The 14,082-nt window shown below is 64.5% G+C and carries 11 protein-coding genes; 8 read left to right on the forward strand and 3 right to left on the reverse strand.

Going from position 1 to position 14,082, the window contains the following annotated elements; translation table 11 throughout:
• The first annotated feature begins 132 nt into the window (after nt 1–132).
• The 4 genes from QFZ91_RS16480 (at nt 133) to QFZ91_RS16495 (ending at nt 8,730) form a co-directional block, all read left to right on the forward strand.
• Nucleotides 133–840 (forward strand): transposase, encoded by a 708-nt coding sequence (locus tag QFZ91_RS16480; RefSeq protein ID WP_013090727.1) that lies wholly within the window; start codon nt 133–135, stop codon nt 838–840.
• Nucleotides 841–1,189: 349 nt separating this feature from the next.
• Nucleotides 1,190–5,893, forward strand: a complete 4,704-nt coding sequence (locus QFZ91_RS16485; protein ID WP_429567821.1) for a glutamate synthase-related protein — start codon at nt 1,190–1,192, stop codon at nt 5,891–5,893.
• A 102-nt stretch (nt 5,894–5,995) separates the two neighbouring features.
• Nucleotides 5,996–7,465 carry a glutamate synthase subunit beta gene (locus QFZ91_RS16490; protein ID WP_429567822.1) on the forward strand — a complete coding sequence of 490 codons (1,470 nt, stop codon included), beginning with the start codon at nt 5,996–5,998 and terminating at the stop codon, nt 7,463–7,465.
• Nucleotides 7,466–7,854: 389 nt separating this feature from the next.
• Nucleotides 7,855–8,730 carry a tyrosine-protein phosphatase gene (locus tag QFZ91_RS16495; protein ID WP_429567823.1) on the forward strand — a complete coding sequence of 292 codons (876 nt, stop codon included), beginning with the start codon at nt 7,855–7,857 and terminating at the stop codon, nt 8,728–8,730.
• Nucleotides 8,731–8,902: 172 nt separating this feature from the next.
• On the opposite strand, the gene QFZ91_RS16500 is transcribed toward QFZ91_RS16495, so the two are convergent.
• Both QFZ91_RS16500 and QFZ91_RS16505 read right to left on the reverse strand, forming a co-directional pair.
• Nucleotides 8,903–10,210: an ATP-binding protein gene (locus tag QFZ91_RS16500; protein WP_429567824.1), complete on the reverse strand. Its 1,308-nt coding sequence runs from the start codon at nt 10,208–10,210 to the stop codon at nt 8,903–8,905.
• Nucleotides 10,207–10,947 (reverse strand): response regulator, encoded by a 741-nt coding sequence (locus QFZ91_RS16505; protein WP_429567825.1) that lies wholly within the window; start codon nt 10,945–10,947, stop codon nt 10,207–10,209. The genes QFZ91_RS16500 and QFZ91_RS16505 overlap by 4 nt, the downstream gene beginning before the upstream one ends.
• Before the next feature lie 392 nt (nt 10,948–11,339).
• Here QFZ91_RS16505 and QFZ91_RS16510 point away from each other — a divergent pair, with 392 nt between their 5' ends.
• The 4 genes from QFZ91_RS16510 (at nt 11,340) to QFZ91_RS16525 (ending at nt 13,243) form a co-directional block, all read left to right on the forward strand.
• The gene (locus QFZ91_RS16510; RefSeq protein ID WP_368598722.1) at nt 11,340–11,531 is read left to right on the forward strand and encodes a hypothetical protein; all 192 of its coding nucleotides are present in this window, start codon (nt 11,340–11,342) and stop codon (nt 11,529–11,531) included.
• A gap of 15 nt (nt 11,532–11,546) precedes the next feature.
• Nucleotides 11,547–11,744 (forward strand): DUF6726 family protein, encoded by a 198-nt coding sequence (locus QFZ91_RS16515; RefSeq protein WP_368598721.1) that lies wholly within the window; start codon nt 11,547–11,549, stop codon nt 11,742–11,744.
• A gap of 3 nt (nt 11,745–11,747) precedes the next feature.
• A complete protein-coding gene (locus tag QFZ91_RS16520) occupies nt 11,748–12,458 on the forward strand; it encodes a hypothetical protein (protein WP_429567826.1) in 711 nt (236 codons plus the stop codon).
• 113 nt (nt 12,459–12,571) lie between these two features.
• Entirely contained in the window at nt 12,572–13,243 is a 672-nt protein-coding gene (locus tag QFZ91_RS16525; RefSeq protein WP_429567827.1) for a flagellar basal body L-ring protein FlgH, read from the forward strand.
• Between the two features lie 64 nt (nt 13,244–13,307).
• On the opposite strand, the gene QFZ91_RS16530 is transcribed toward QFZ91_RS16525, so the two are convergent.
• The gene (locus tag QFZ91_RS16530; RefSeq protein ID WP_429567828.1) at nt 13,308–14,069 is read right to left on the reverse strand and encodes a response regulator; all 762 of its coding nucleotides are present in this window, start codon (nt 14,067–14,069) and stop codon (nt 13,308–13,310) included.
• Between the last annotated feature and the right edge of the window lie 13 nt (nt 14,070–14,082).

Here is a 14,082-nt window from a genome sequence, read left to right on the forward strand (position 1 = left end):
ATACGCGGCGGTTAGAGTTTTCTCCCTAAGCACCGCATGGTTTCTGGCTTGGCCGCATGGCGCCGAACCTTGCGCGCATGCGGATCTTCGGACCTTCGGGTATATACCAACGCGACTATTGGACACTCCAGCATGGCACGGCTTGCACGTCTTTATGTCCCCGACCAGCCGCAGCACGTCATCCTCCGCGGGCTCGATCAGCAGCCCGCCTTCGTCGACGACCAGGACTACGAGCTTTTCATCGACTGTCTGAAGGCGGCTTCCCGGGACCATCACCTTTCCATCCACGCTTATGCCTTGATGCCGGGCGCCGTGCAACTGCTCGTCACGCCCACCGAGGAGTCGAGTCTGCCCAAGGCGATGCAGGCTGTCGGGCGGCGCTACGTCGCGCACTTCAACCGGCGCTATGCGCGTCGCGGCACCTTGTGGGAGGGCCGTTACCGGGCCACGGTGATCGAAGGCGAGCGCTACTTCCTGCTGGCGAGCAGGGTGGTCGAGATGTGTCCGGTTCGCTTGCAACTGGTCAACGCGGCGGAGGATTATCGTTGGTCGAGCTATCGTCATCACATCGGCCTTACCCTCGACAGCCTGATCACGGATCACCCTCTCTACTGGTCTCTCGGCAATACGCCGTTCGAGCGACAGCGTGCTTATCGCGAACTGTGCGAGCAGCCGCTCGACGAGCGCGAAGCGAGTCAGCTCCAGCAAGCCACGTTGAAGGGTTGGGTACTCGGCAGCGACACTTACCGCGAATGGGCGGCGCGCGCCGCGAACCGACGTGTGTCCCCGCTACCGCGTGGCCGGCCACGCAAGGTGCGCGAGACGCCGCATACACAGTGACGCGGCGACACCCGCTACCCAGCACCGCGATAGAGTGGCTTTAAATTCGAATAAAGCGTTTTGCATCAAAGGACTGTATGAAGACGGCATTTCGTATGCCGTTTTCTTTTGCGTCGAATTGATGTGACACCAATAAAAAATAGCCGCAGCGCACCAATTTGATAATCGGGGGCTGATCACTATGTTTTATTTGCTATTTCCTTGATTCGTCGCGTATATTCCGATTTCCGACGCTTTTCGTCCCGCGCAGTCTGGCTGCGAGAAGAGCGCCGTCGTGGTTGCGAAGCGCACTGCGGCAAAAAAACAATGGTTTAACGGCCTGTCCGGCCTCCTCACAGACGGTGTCCCCATGAACGACCACCAGCAACCGATTCACCCGGTTCCCGCCGCCCAAGGTCTGTACGACCCGCAAAACGAGCACGACGCTTGCGGCGTCGGCTTCGTCGCCCATATCAAGGGCCACAAGAGTCACGAAATCATCCAGCAGGGCTTGAAGATTCTCGAGAACCTCGACCACCGGGGCGCCGTCGGCGCCGATCCGCTGATGGGCGACGGCGCGGGCATCCTCATCCAGATTCCGGACGGCTTCTATCGCGAAGAGATGGCCCGCCAAGGCGTGACGCTGCCGCCGGCTGGCGAATACGGCGTCGGCATGATCTTCCTGCCGAAGGAGCATGCGTCGCGCATCGCCTGCGAGCAGGAGCTCGAGCGCACGGTGAAGGCCGAAGGTCAGGTCGTGCTCGGCTGGCGCGACGTGCCGGTCGACCACGCGATGCCGATCTCGCCGACCGTGAAGGCGAGCGAGCCGCTGATCCGCCAGATCTTCATCGGTCGCGGCAAGGACATCATGGTGACCGACGCGCTCGAGCGGAAGCTGTACATCATCCGCAAGACCGCGAGCCACCGCATCCAGGCGCTGAAGCTCAAGCACGGCAAGGAATACTTCGTGCCGTCGTGCTCGGCGCGCACCGTCGTCTACAAGGGTCTGCTGCTCGCGGGTCAGGTGGGCGTCTACTACCGCGACCTGCAGGACGAGCGTGTCGTTTCGGCGCTCGCCCTTGTGCACCAGCGCTTCTCGACCAACACGTTCCCGGCGTGGGAACTGGCACACCCGTACCGCATGATCGCCCACAACGGCGAAATCAACACGGTGAAGGGCAACGTCAACTGGCTGAACGCGCGCACCGGCGCGATCGCCTCGCACGTGCTCGGCGACGATCTGCCGAAGCTGTGGCCGCTGATCTATCCGGGCCAATCGGACACCGCATCGTTCGACAACTGTCTCGAACTGCTGGTGATGGCCGGCTATCCGCTCGTCCACGCGATGATGATGATGATCCCGGAAGCTTGGGAACAGCACACGCTGATGGACGAAAACCGCAAGGCGTTCTACGAATACCACGCCGCGATGATGGAGCCGTGGGACGGCCCCGCCGCGATCGCGTTCACCGACGGCCGCCAGATCGGCGCGACGCTCGACCGTAACGGCCTGCGTCCGGCGCGCTACATCGTCACCGACGACGACCTCGTCATCATGGCGTCGGAAGCCGGCACGCTGCCTATTCCCGAATCGAAGATCGTCAAGAAGTGGCGTCTGCAGCCGGGCAAGATGTTCCTGATCGACATGGAGCACGGCCGCATCATCGACGACAAGGAACTGAAGGACAACCTCGCCAACGCCAAGCCTTACAAGAGCTGGATCGACGCCGTGCGCATCAAGCTCGACGAGATCGAGGCGAAGGCGGAAGACGTCGTCACGGAACGCCGCGAAGCTGCTGCGCTGCTGGATCGCCAGCAGGCGTTCGGCTACACCCAGGAAGACCTGAAGTTCCTGATGGCGCCGATGGCGCAAGCGGGTGAGGAAGCCGTCGGCTCGATGGGCAACGACTCGCCGCTGGCGGTCATGTCCAACAAGAACAAGACGCTCTACCACTACTTCAAGCAGCTATTCGCGCAGGTCACGAACCCGCCGATCGACCCGATCCGTGAAAACATGGTGATGTCGCTCGTGTCGTTCATCGGCCCGAAGCCGAACCTGCTAGACACGAACAACATCAACCCGCCGATGCGTCTCGAAGTGTCGCAGCCGGTGCTCGACTTCAAGGACATCGCGAAGATCCGCGCGATCGATCAGTACACCGGCGGCAAGTTCAGCTCGTACGAGCTGAACATCTGCTATCCGGTCGCCTGGGGCAAGGAAGGCATCGAAGCGCGCCTCGCATCGCTGTGCGCGGAAGCAGTCGATGCGGTCAAGTCCGGCTACAACTTGCTGATCGTGTCGGACCGCAAGACCGACCGCGACAACGTCGCGATTCCGGCACTGCTTGCCACCGCCGCGATCCACACGCACCTCGTGCAGCAAGGTCTGCGCACGAGCACGGGTCTCGTCGTCGAAACCGGTTCGGCGCGTGAAACGCACCACTTCGCGCTGCTCGCGGGCTATGGCGCGGAAGCCGTGCACCCGTACCTCGCGATGGAAACGCTGAGCCAGCTCGCGGCCGGCCTGAAGGGCGACCTGTCGGCGGAGAAGGCGGTCTACAACTTCACGAAGGCGGTCGGCAAGGGCCTGCAGAAGGTCATGTCGAAGATGGGCATTTCGACCTATATGTCGTACACCGGCGCGCAGATTTTCGAAGCGGTCGGTCTTGCGTCGGATCTGGTGGCGAAGTACTTCCACGGCACGTCGTCGAAGGTCGGCGGCATTGGTCTGTTCGACGTCGCGGAAGAAGCGATCCGTCTGCATCGCGAAGCCTTCGGCGACAACCCGGTTCTCGCGAACATGCTCGACGCGGGCGGCGAGTACGCATACCGCGTGCGCGGCGAGGAACACATGTGGACGCCGGATGCGATCGCCAAGCTGCAGCACTCGGCGCGCAGCAACTCGTACCAGACGTACAAGGAATACGCGCATCTGATCAACGATCAGACCAAGCGTCACATGACCTTCCGCGGCCTGTTCGAGTTCAAGTTCGATCCGACCAAGGCAATCCCCCTCGACGAAGTCGAACCGGCGAAGGAAATCGTCAAGCGTTTCGCGACCGGCGCAATGTCGATGGGCTCGATCAGCACCGAAGCGCACGCTACGCTCGCCGTCGCGATGAACCGCATCGGCGGCAAGTCGAACACTGGTGAAGGCGGTGAAGACGCGAACCGTTACCGCAACGAACTGCGCGGCATTCCGATCAAGAACGGCGACACAATGAAGTCCGTGATCGGCGACGAAGTGATCGTCGACATTCCGTTGAAGGAAGGCGATTCGCTGCGCTCGCGCATCAAGCAGGTCGCATCGGGCCGCTTTGGCGTGACGGCGGAGTATCTCGCGTCGGCCGACCAGATCCAGATCAAGATGGCGCAGGGCGCGAAGCCGGGCGAAGGCGGTCAGCTGCCGGGCCACAAGGTGTCGGACTACATCGGCAAGCTGCGTTACTCGGTGCCGGGCGTCGGCCTCATTTCGCCGCCGCCGCACCACGACATCTACTCGATCGAAGACCTGGCACAGCTGATTCACGATCTGAAGAACGTCAACGCGTCGTCGAGCATCTCGGTGAAGCTCGTGTCGGAGTCGGGCGTCGGTACGGTTGCCGCCGGTGTCGCCAAGGCGAAGGCCGATCACGTCGTGATCGCCGGTCATGACGGTGGGACGGGTGCGTCGCCGCTGTCATCGATCAAGCATGCGGGCACGCCGTGGGAACTGGGTCTCGCGGAAACGCAGCAGACGCTGGTGCTGAACCGGCTGCGCGGCCGTATCCGCGTGCAGGCCGACGGTCAGATGAAGACGGGCCGCGACGTCGTGATCGGCGCGCTGCTCGGCGCGGACGAATTCGGCTTCGCGACGGCGCCGCTCGTCGTCGAAGGCTGCATCATGATGCGCAAGTGCCACCTGAACACGTGCCCGGTCGGCGTCGCGACGCAAGATCCGGTACTGCGTGCGAAGTTCCAGGGCCAGCCGGAACACGTCGTGAACTTCTTCTTCTTCGTTGCGGAAGAAGCGCGCGAAATCATGGCGCAACTCGGTATCCGCAAGTTCGACGACCTGATCGGCCGCGCGGAACTGCTCGACACGAAGAAGGGCATCGAGCACTGGAAGGCGAAGGGCCTCGACTTCTCGCGCGTGTTCTATCAGCCGCAAGTGCCGGCCGAAGTCGCGCGCAAGCACGTCGACGTGCAGGATCACGGCCTCGACCGCGCACTCGACCACACGCTGATCGAGAAGGCGAAGGCCGCGATCGAGAAGGGTGAGCACGTCTCGTTCATCCAGCCGGTTCGCAACGTCAACCGTACGGTCGGCGCGATGCTCTCGGGCACGATCGCGAAGAAGTACGGCCACGAAGGCCTCGCGGACGACGCGATCCACATCCAGCTGAAGGGTACGGCGGGTCAGAGCTTCGGCGCGTTCCTCGCGAAGGGCGTCACGCTGGATCTGGTCGGCGACGGCAATGACTACGTCGGCAAGGGCCTGTCGGGTGGCCGCATCATCATCCGTCCGACCAACGATTTCCGCGGCAAGTCGGAAGAGAACATCATCTGCGGTAACACGGTGATGTACGGCGCGATCGAAGGTGAAGCCTTCTTCCGCGGCGTGGCGGGCGAGCGTTTCTGCGTGCGTAACTCGGGCGCGACGGCGGTCGTCGAAGGCACGGGCGATCACGGCTGCGAATACATGACGGGCGGCACGGTGGTCGTGCTCGGCGAGACGGGCCGTAACTTCGCGGCCGGCATGTCGGGCGGTATCGCGTATGTGTTCGATCCGGACGGCACGTTCGCGAGCAAATGCAACAAGTCGATGGTTTCGCTCGACCCGGTGCTGCAACAGGCCGAACAGGAGCGCACGGTCGACAAGGGCGTATGGCACCGCGACACGACCGACGAAGCGCTGCTCAAGGGGCTCATCGAGCGTCACTTCCAGTTCACGGGCTCCCCGCGCGCGAAGGCGCTGCTCGAAAACTGGGACGCGGCACGCCGTCAGTTCGTGAAGGTGTTCCCGACCGAATACAAGCGCGCTCTCGGCGAACTCGCCGCGAAGAAGGCGAACAGCGAAGTGCTCGCCGCCTGAGCTGCCGTCGGAAGTCACATTTAGACGTACCCGCCGCGTTCCGATCGATCGACGCGCGGCGGGTCCAGATTACCCCTAGATACAGATAGAGAAGAGAACCACATGGGCAAGGCAACCGGTTTTCTCGAGTTCGAACGTCGCCACGAGACGTACGAGGCTCCGCTCACGCGTGTGAAGCACTACAAGGAATTCGTCGCGGCACTGACCGACGACGAAGCGAAGATTCAAGGCGCGCGTTGCATGGACTGCGGCATTCCGTTCTGCAACAACGGCTGTCCGGTCAACAACATCATCCCGGACTTCAACGACCTGGTGTTCCGTCAGGACTGGAAGAACGCGATCGAAGTGCTGCATTCGACCAACAACTTCCCCGAGTTCACGGGCCGCATCTGCCCGGCGCCGTGCGAAGCGGCGTGCACGCTCGGCATCAACGACGACCCGGTCGGCATCAAGTCGATCGAGCACGCGATCATCGACAAGGCGTGGGCCGAAGGCTGGGTCGCGCCGCAAACGCCGAAGCACAAGACCGGCAAGAAGGTCGCCGTGGTCGGCTCGGGCCCCGCGGGTCTCGCGGCTGCGCAGCAGCTCGCGCGCGCCGGTCATGACGTGACCGTGTTCGAGAAGAACGACCGGATCGGCGGCCTGCTGCGCTATGGCATCCCCGACTTCAAGCTGGAGAAGTGGCAGATCGACCGCCGCATGCGCCAGATGGAAGCCGAAGGCGTGACGTTCCGCACCAACGTGTTCATCGGCAAACCGGACTCGTTGCCGGCGCACATCGGCAGCACCGCGAAGGAAACCATCACGCCGGCCGAGCTGAACGAGCAGTTCGACGCGGTCGTGATCGCCGGTGGTTCGGAAACACCGCGCGATCTGCCGGTGCCGGGCCGCGAGCTCGAAGGCGTGTACTACGCGATGGAATTCCTGCCGCAGCAGAACAAGGTCAACGCCGGTGACAAGGTGCCGAACCAGCTGATCGCGAAGGGCAAGCACGTCGTCGTGATCGGCGGTGGCGATACCGGTTCGGACTGCGTGGGTACGTCGAACCGTCATGGCGCGAAGAGCGTCACGCAGTTCGAACTCCTACCGCAGCCGCCGGAAGAAGAGAACAAGCCGCTCGTGTGGCCGTACTGGCCGATCAAGCTGCGCACGTCGTCGTCGCATGAGGAAGGCTGCGAGCGCGATTGGGCGGTTGCGACCAAGCGCCTCGAAGGTAAGAACGGCAAGGTCGAGAAGCTGATCGCCGCGCGCGTCGAATGGAAGGACGGCAAGATGGTCGAAGTGCCGAACTCCGAATTCGAAATGAAGGCCGACCTCGTGCTGCTCGCGATGGGCTTTACGCAGCCGGTCTCGCCGGTGCTGGAAGCATTCGGCGTCGACAAGGATGCGCGCGGCAATGTGCGCGCCACGACCGAGGGCGACAAGGCGTACTACACGTCGGTGAACAAGGTGTTCACGGCGGGCGACATGCGTCGCGGCCAGTCGCTCGTGGTATGGGCGATCCGCGAAGGCCGTCAGTGCGCACGTTCGGTCGATGCGTTCCTGATGGGGCATACGGAACTGCCGCGTTAAGCGTCTTCAATTTGCAGGAAGACGTGGAGACGACAAGGTGCCCCATGAAGGACACCGGTAGCGGTAAAGCGATGCAGTAACAAAGAAACCGGGCTCGCCTGAAAGGGGGAGCCCGGTTTTCTTTTGCCTCGTCGCGGTGCGTTATGTCCGCCTCATTTGCGACAGCGCGCAAGCGTCACGCGGCATTTATTGGCGCGCACCCGGCCCTCTTTTTTTCTTACTAACCCCTACGATGTAACGCAAAACTTATTGGTCAACGTTAAACTGCGTCTGCAGCCCGGCTGCCCACTCGATCCTCCTATAACCCGTCGCCTCCGATGCCCGTCACCGCGAAAAACCGTTCGCCTTTCCGCGCCCTTACGAGCACGACCGTGCCCGTGGAGCGCGGCATGCTGGGCGAAACGTCGGCGGCGCGGCGACGCTTTCTGAGGGGCTCGGCCGGTGCGATGCTGGCCGCGGGTTTCGGCAGCACGCTGCTATCCGCGTGCGGCGGCAGTCTCGAAGCCGAGCAGCCGGCTACGCCGCGACTCGTGTCGGTCAGCAATTTCCGCGATGTCGGCGGCGCGGGTGCCGGCTATCTGACCGTCGACGGCAAGCAGATGCGGCGCGGCGTGTTCTTTCGCGCGAATGCGCTGACGCTGAGCGGCACGGACGCTGTGACGCTCGACAAGCTCGGCATCGTGTCGGTCTACGACCTGCGCACGCCCGCCGAAATCGCGCGCACCGCCGACGTGCTGCCGGGCGGCGCGACATCCGCCACGCTGAATGTGCTCGGTACGAACGACTTCGTCACACCCCCGGTCGATTCGCCCGTCGACGCCGTCGCGTTCATGCAGGCTCAGGCGCGCGCGTATGTGACGGGCGGCCCGCAGCGAGCCGCCTATGGCGCGTTGCTCGGCGCGCTCGCCAACGGCACGGGCGCGCAGCTATTCCACTCGAGTGCGGGCAAGGATCGCGCCGGCTGGGTCGCGGCGCTGCTGCTCAGCATCGCCAACGTTCCGCTCGACGTGATCATGCAAGACTACCTGCTCAGCAACGTCTATCTCGCGCCATCGATCGCTGCCCAAACCACCGCGCTGCGCGCGCAGGAAGGCGCGGCCATCGCCGCGGCGAGAGCGCCGTTGTTCGACGTCGACGAGAATTATCTGCAGGCGGGCTTCGACCAGGTCCAGGCGAGCTACGGCACGATGGCGAGCTATTTAACGCAAGGCCTCGGTCTTTCCACCGCGACGGTCGACACGCTGCGTAATCGGCTCGTGCATTGACGCGCTTCGTCCGTCCGATAGCGAAAAAAAGTCCGCCCCAGAGGAGCGGGCGGACCGAGAAGGGCGGCATCGAGGTTGCCGGGGGCGACTATAAGGCCGCGATCGGCGCGACAGTCGATGCGGTAAGGGCAGGTAAGTGCCCCAGTCCGGGCCCGCCTACTTGCGAGCATCCTCACGTCAGCGCCGGGTCCACCGGCAGTTCGATCCGTACGTCGAGCCCGCCCTGCGCATGATTGCGCACGAGGCAGCGTCCGCCGCGATGGTGCGCGAGCCGCGCGACGATCGCGAGACCGAGCCCGCAATGGCCTTCGCCGCCGCGCGCGGCGTCGAGCCGCACGAACGGCTTCATCGCCGCGGCGATGCGGTCGTCGGGAATGCCGGGGCCGTGGTCGCGCACGCTGATGATCCAATGACCGTCGTTGCACGCGGTTGAGATTTCCACCGGCGGCATGCCGTGTTCGAGCGCGTTGTCGACGAGGTTCGTCATGAGCCGGTCGAGCAGCGTGCGCGGCAGCGTGAACGAGGGGCCAGCGCGCAAGTCCAGTGCGAAAAGCTGGGTTTCGGCGGGGTCCGCCGCTTCGGCGGGTTCAGCGGCCTCCGCGTAATCGCCCGAGGAAAACTGCTCGCGCAAGAACTCGTCGACTTCGACCGGCGGTCCGGCGTCCGCCGATTGGCCCGCGAATTCGAGGAACTGCTGGACGATGTTGGTCAGCGAATCGACGTCGCGGATCAGGCCGGCACGCTCGTTTTCGTCGACCAGCACGCTCGCGCGCAGCTTCAGGCGCGTGAGCGGCGCCTTCAGATCATGCGCGACGCCGGCGAGCATCACCGCCTGGTCGTCGCCGGCTTCGTTCAGGCGGCGCATCATGTCGTTGAACGAGCCGATCAGATCGCGCAGTTCGCGCGGACCCTGCACCGGCACGGGTTCAGGGCGGCCGCCCGAGCCGAATGCGCGCGACGCATCGGCGACGCGCAGTAACGGCCGTTGCATCTGCCAAACCGCGAACAACGACAGGATCAACCCGGCGGCCAGCATCGAGACCGATTCGATCAGAAAGCGCGGCGGCGGCGGGACATCGACCGGCACGACGACCCAGTTCGACTTGCCCGGAACCAGCACCCACAGTTGCGGCGGACGCAGATCGTCGACGGCGATCTGCGTGCCGGCCGGCAGGTTCTCGCGCAGATGCCGGCTCAACTCGACCAACACATGCTCGTGCGGCTCGCGCAGATGCACGCTGGTCGGCATGTTCCAGGTGGGTACCAGATGCACGCGCATCGCCGGCGCGAGCGCGGCGCCCTTGATCGGCTCGCCGTTGATCGCCTGCAGCACCAGCAGAATGCCGCGCGCGAAGCCGTCGATTTCATGGCGCGGCGGCTGCATCGTCACCAGCACGAACCAGCTCGCCTGAATCGCGAACAGCACCGCCGCCGACAGCAACGCCATTCTGCCGAACAGCGTGTTCAGCGGATTTCTCATGCGCTCGGGGCGGCCCCGTCCTCGAAGGGGGTCCCATTGGCGTCGGGCACGAACACATAGCCCTTGCCGCGCACCGTTTGCACATAGCACGGGTTCGACGGGTCGTCCTCGATCACGCGGCGCAGGCGCCAGATCGGGACGTCGAGGCTGCGGTCGCGGAACGCGAGGTCGTCGCGATGCACGAGATCGTGAATCAGCACGCGCGACAGCACCTTGTACGGATTGTTGACGAAGATCTTCAGCAGCGCGAATTCGCTGTCGCGCAGCGGCAGCTTGGCGTCGTCGCGGCTCAGCGAGCGCGTCGCGAAGTCCAGTTCGAACGGACCGAAGCGATAGCGCTTGCGTGCTTCCGGCGCGCTCGTGGTGGATGGCCCGCGCCGGCGCAGCACGGTCTGGATGCGCACCAGCAGTTCGCGCGGATCGAATGGCTTGGTCAGATAGTCGTCCGCGCCGAGCGACAGACCGACGATGCGATCGGCCACCGTGCCGCGCGCGGTCACGAAGATCACCGGGATGTCGTCGCCGGCGGCGCGCAACGCGGTGAGCGCGCGCAGGCCGTCGGTGTTCGGCATCATGATGTCGAGCACGACGACCGACGGCCGCTCGCGCTCAAGACGACGCTGCAAATGAGTGCCGTCATGCAGCACGGACGCATCGAAGCCGTTCGACTGCAGAAACTTGCAAAGCAGATCGCGTACGACCGGATCGTCGTCGACGATAAGGACCTGTGGATTCATGGCGAAATTCTAGACTGGCGCGCCCGACGCGCGACCGCGCATTTCCTTACCAACGCTTACTGTGCGCCACGTGGCGCTGGCGGGCTTGCGCCGGGGCGGATCAGCGAAGGTTCCGCGCCTACTTTAGCACTGCCTGATCCTGCTCTCCGCAACGACCGCCACGCGATGACAACGCCTGGCAAGCACTCGAAAGCCCTCGCAAGCCCACGGAACGGGTCGTAACAACCGCGCGAAAGCGTGCTTTGCTTCGCCCATCGTCGGCGCCTGCGCGGCGCGATGATTCGTTGCGCAGCAAGTCGCGCCGCACGCCGAACGAGGCCAGCTGCCTCGGATGACGGCTCGCGGCGCTCAACCGACACCCGCGCGCAATGCGCGCCTTCGCGAGGTCCATCATGACGATCCACAGCACCCTCAGTTCCACGCCGTTCTCCACGCTGGCGAAGACGCCAGCCACGGAGAAGTCCACCAGTTCCAGCCCCACCGGTGCAGCGGCGAAATCGCAGCAAAGCAGCGCGCTCGCGCAGCCTGCACTGCCTGCGCCGGGGACGGGGCTCATCGGCCATCTGGTCAACACGACCGCGTGAACCGGCGAGGTCCGCGTGCCGTTATCCAGAACTACTGAGCATCCGCGTCGCGTCGTGGCGTGGCTCGTTGCCGGCGCGCTGCTGTTGCCGCTCGGCGGCTGCGGCGCCGCGGCGCTGCCGTGCCGGGTCACGGCGGCGACCCTGAAAGTGCTGCCGGTCGTCGGCCATGCGGCGGCGACGCCCTTCGACATGTGTGCTTCCGCGATCGATTGAATCATGATGCTCACCAGGATGGTTGGTGCATTGATGCTGGTCGGCGGTGTGCTGGCGTGTGCCGCGCATGCGCAGCCTGTCGCGCGCAGTCCGAAGGCGGTCAGCGCATCGAATAGCGTCGTCACCGACACGCGGCGGCGCTCGCCGGACAGGCCGTTTTCGTTTCGGGGTGTCGCGCTCGGCATCACGATCGACGAATTCCGCGCGGGCTCGGCCGTGCGCGCGACGCCGGTCGGCAGCGTGCCGATCTGCGAGACCGACGTGCAGGCGGGAGCGCTCGGCATGCGGCTGAAATCGCACGATAGCCTGAGCGTCGCGTGCCGCTGGGCGCATCGCGACGATCAGCGCTGGGCGGTGTCGCAGGCGGTGGTGGATGGCGCGCCGGCGCTCGAACACGTGATGCGCTTCACGCGCATCGACGGGCAAGGCGCATTGCGTCTCTACGAGATGTCGTTCGTGATCGACGAGCTGACCGCGGAGGATCTGCGCGACGCGCTCGAGGATCGTTATGGGCCGCCGCGTCTCGCGACGCGCAACGCGGCGGCGCCGGGCGCGATGCCGATGTACGTATGGGAGAACGCGGTCAGTTCGATCACGCTGTGCTTTCTGCCGGGCAGCCGCAACGGCACGCTCACGTATCTGCTGAAGGGCTCGGATGCGTGGATGAAAGCGGTCGTGCGGCAGTGGCAGGCGAGCGGCGCCGACGCGGGCTGATGATTGCCTGGCAAGCCTGATTATCGGTGCGAACCCAACGCCGAAAGCGGGTGGCGTCTGGCTAGCGCCGCCACGCTTTAACTCCTTTTCATCTTTCTAGCCACGGAGTCAGCATGACCGCACTACGACTCATCCTGGTGCTCGGCGCCGCGAGCTGTCTCGCGGCCTGTTCGAATACGCAGACCAGGTCGATCGTCGAAACGCCGATGGCGCCGCCGCTTGCGTCCGCGCCGTTGAACGTCAACACGCAAGGCGCGATCTATCAGGCCGGCGCGCCGCTGCTGCTGTACGAGACGCCGCGCGCGCAGCATATCGGCGACGTGCTGACGATCCGGCTGTCCGAATCGTATAGCGGCAACAACAGCGCGAGCGCATCGGCGAACCGCGCGAGCAGCATCACCGCGACCGCCGCGGACCAATCGACGAACGCCGCCGCGCGGCTCGCGAAACTGTTCAACATCGGCTCGGCCAGCACCGACTACAAGGGGCAAGGCAATCTGCGCGACATTAGCGATATGACGGGCACGCTCGCCGTGACCGTGATCGGCACGGTGTCGGGCGGCAATCTCGTCGTGTCGGGCGAGAAGGTGATCGCGATGAGCGGTATCCGCGACCGTCTTCGGTTGTCGGGCATCGTCAATCCCAAGGATATCGAAGCAGGCAATTACGTTGCGTCGAGCAAGGTCGCGAACGCGCGTATCGAACAGGCGGGCCTCGGCATGGTCAACGACGCGACGACGATGGGCTGGCTGCAGCGGATGTTTCTGAGTGTGCTGACGTTTTGACCGTCAGCCGCGTCAGCGCGCTGCGCATTGTGCGCGACGCGCAGATCGCATCAACCGGCTCCGATCAGATCGACTCGCGCCGCTCGCCGAGCGGCGGCGCGAGCCCGCGTTCGGCCGCGCCGAGCTCGCCATCCGGCACGAACACATAGCCGCGTCCCCACACCGTCTGCACGTAGCGCGGTTCCGATGGGTCCACTTCGATCAGCCGACGCAAGCGCCAGATCGATACGTCGAGACTGCGATTGCGATGCGCTTCGCTATTGCCGTGCAGTTTCTCGAGCAGCTGCGCACGTGTAAGCACGGTCATCGCGTGCGTGACGAACACCTTCAGCATCGCGAATTCGCTCGAACGCAGCGTGATGCGTTCGCCGTCGCGGCGCAGTTCGCGCGCGGGGAAGTTCACTTCGAAGCGGCCGAAATGATAGGGCGCGCGTTGCTCCGGCGCGCCCGGCGCGATCGAGCCGCGACGCCGCAACACCGTGCGAATCCGCGCGACGAGCTCGCTCGGTTCGAACGGCTTGCCGAGATAGTCGTCGGCGCCGAGTTCGAGGCCGATCACGCGATCGATCGGATCGGCGCGCGCGGTCAGCAGAATCACGGGAATGTCGTCGCCGGCGACGCGCAACGCGCGCAGCGCGCTGATGCCATCGAGCTCCGGCATCATGATGTCGAGCACGACGAGCGCGGGACGCTCCCGCTGCAATCTGCGCTGCAACGCCAAGCCATTTTCGAGGGTGGAGACGTTGAAGCCGCGCCCGTGCAGATATTCGCTGACGAGTTCGCGTACGACGGGATCGTCATCGACGATCAGGATGGTCTGGTTCATTCAGGTCATCTTA

Source organism: Paraburkholderia sp. JPY419, from assembly GCF_050435705.1.
Classification (GTDB): domain Bacteria; phylum Pseudomonadota; class Gammaproteobacteria; order Burkholderiales; family Burkholderiaceae; genus Paraburkholderia; species Paraburkholderia youngii.

Coding starts and splice junctions, on each gene's coding strand:
- QFZ91_RS16530 (WP_429567828.1), bottom strand. CDS start 14,069: ATGAACCAGACCATCCTGATCGTCGATGACGATCCCGTCGTACGCGAA.
- QFZ91_RS16495 (WP_429567823.1), top strand. CDS start 7,855: ATGCTGGGCGAAACGTCGGCGGCGCGGCGACGCTTTCTGAGGGGCTCG.
- QFZ91_RS16510 (WP_368598722.1), top strand. CDS start 11,340: ATGACGATCCACAGCACCCTCAGTTCCACGCCGTTCTCCACGCTGGCG.
- QFZ91_RS16490 (WP_429567822.1), top strand. CDS start 5,996: ATGGGCAAGGCAACCGGTTTTCTCGAGTTCGAACGTCGCCACGAGACG.
- QFZ91_RS16485 (WP_429567821.1), top strand. CDS start 1,190: ATGAACGACCACCAGCAACCGATTCACCCGGTTCCCGCCGCCCAAGGT.
- QFZ91_RS16505 (WP_429567825.1), bottom strand. CDS start 10,947: ATGAATCCACAGGTCCTTATCGTCGACGACGATCCGGTCGTACGCGAT.
- QFZ91_RS16520 (WP_429567826.1), top strand. CDS start 11,748: ATGATGCTCACCAGGATGGTTGGTGCATTGATGCTGGTCGGCGGTGTG.
- QFZ91_RS16500 (WP_429567824.1), bottom strand. CDS start 10,210: ATGAGAAATCCGCTGAACACGCTGTTCGGCAGAATGGCGTTGCTGTCG.
- QFZ91_RS16525 (WP_429567827.1), top strand. CDS start 12,572: ATGACCGCACTACGACTCATCCTGGTGCTCGGCGCCGCGAGCTGTCTC.
- QFZ91_RS16480 (WP_013090727.1), top strand. CDS start 133: ATGGCACGGCTTGCACGTCTTTATGTCCCCGACCAGCCGCAGCACGTC.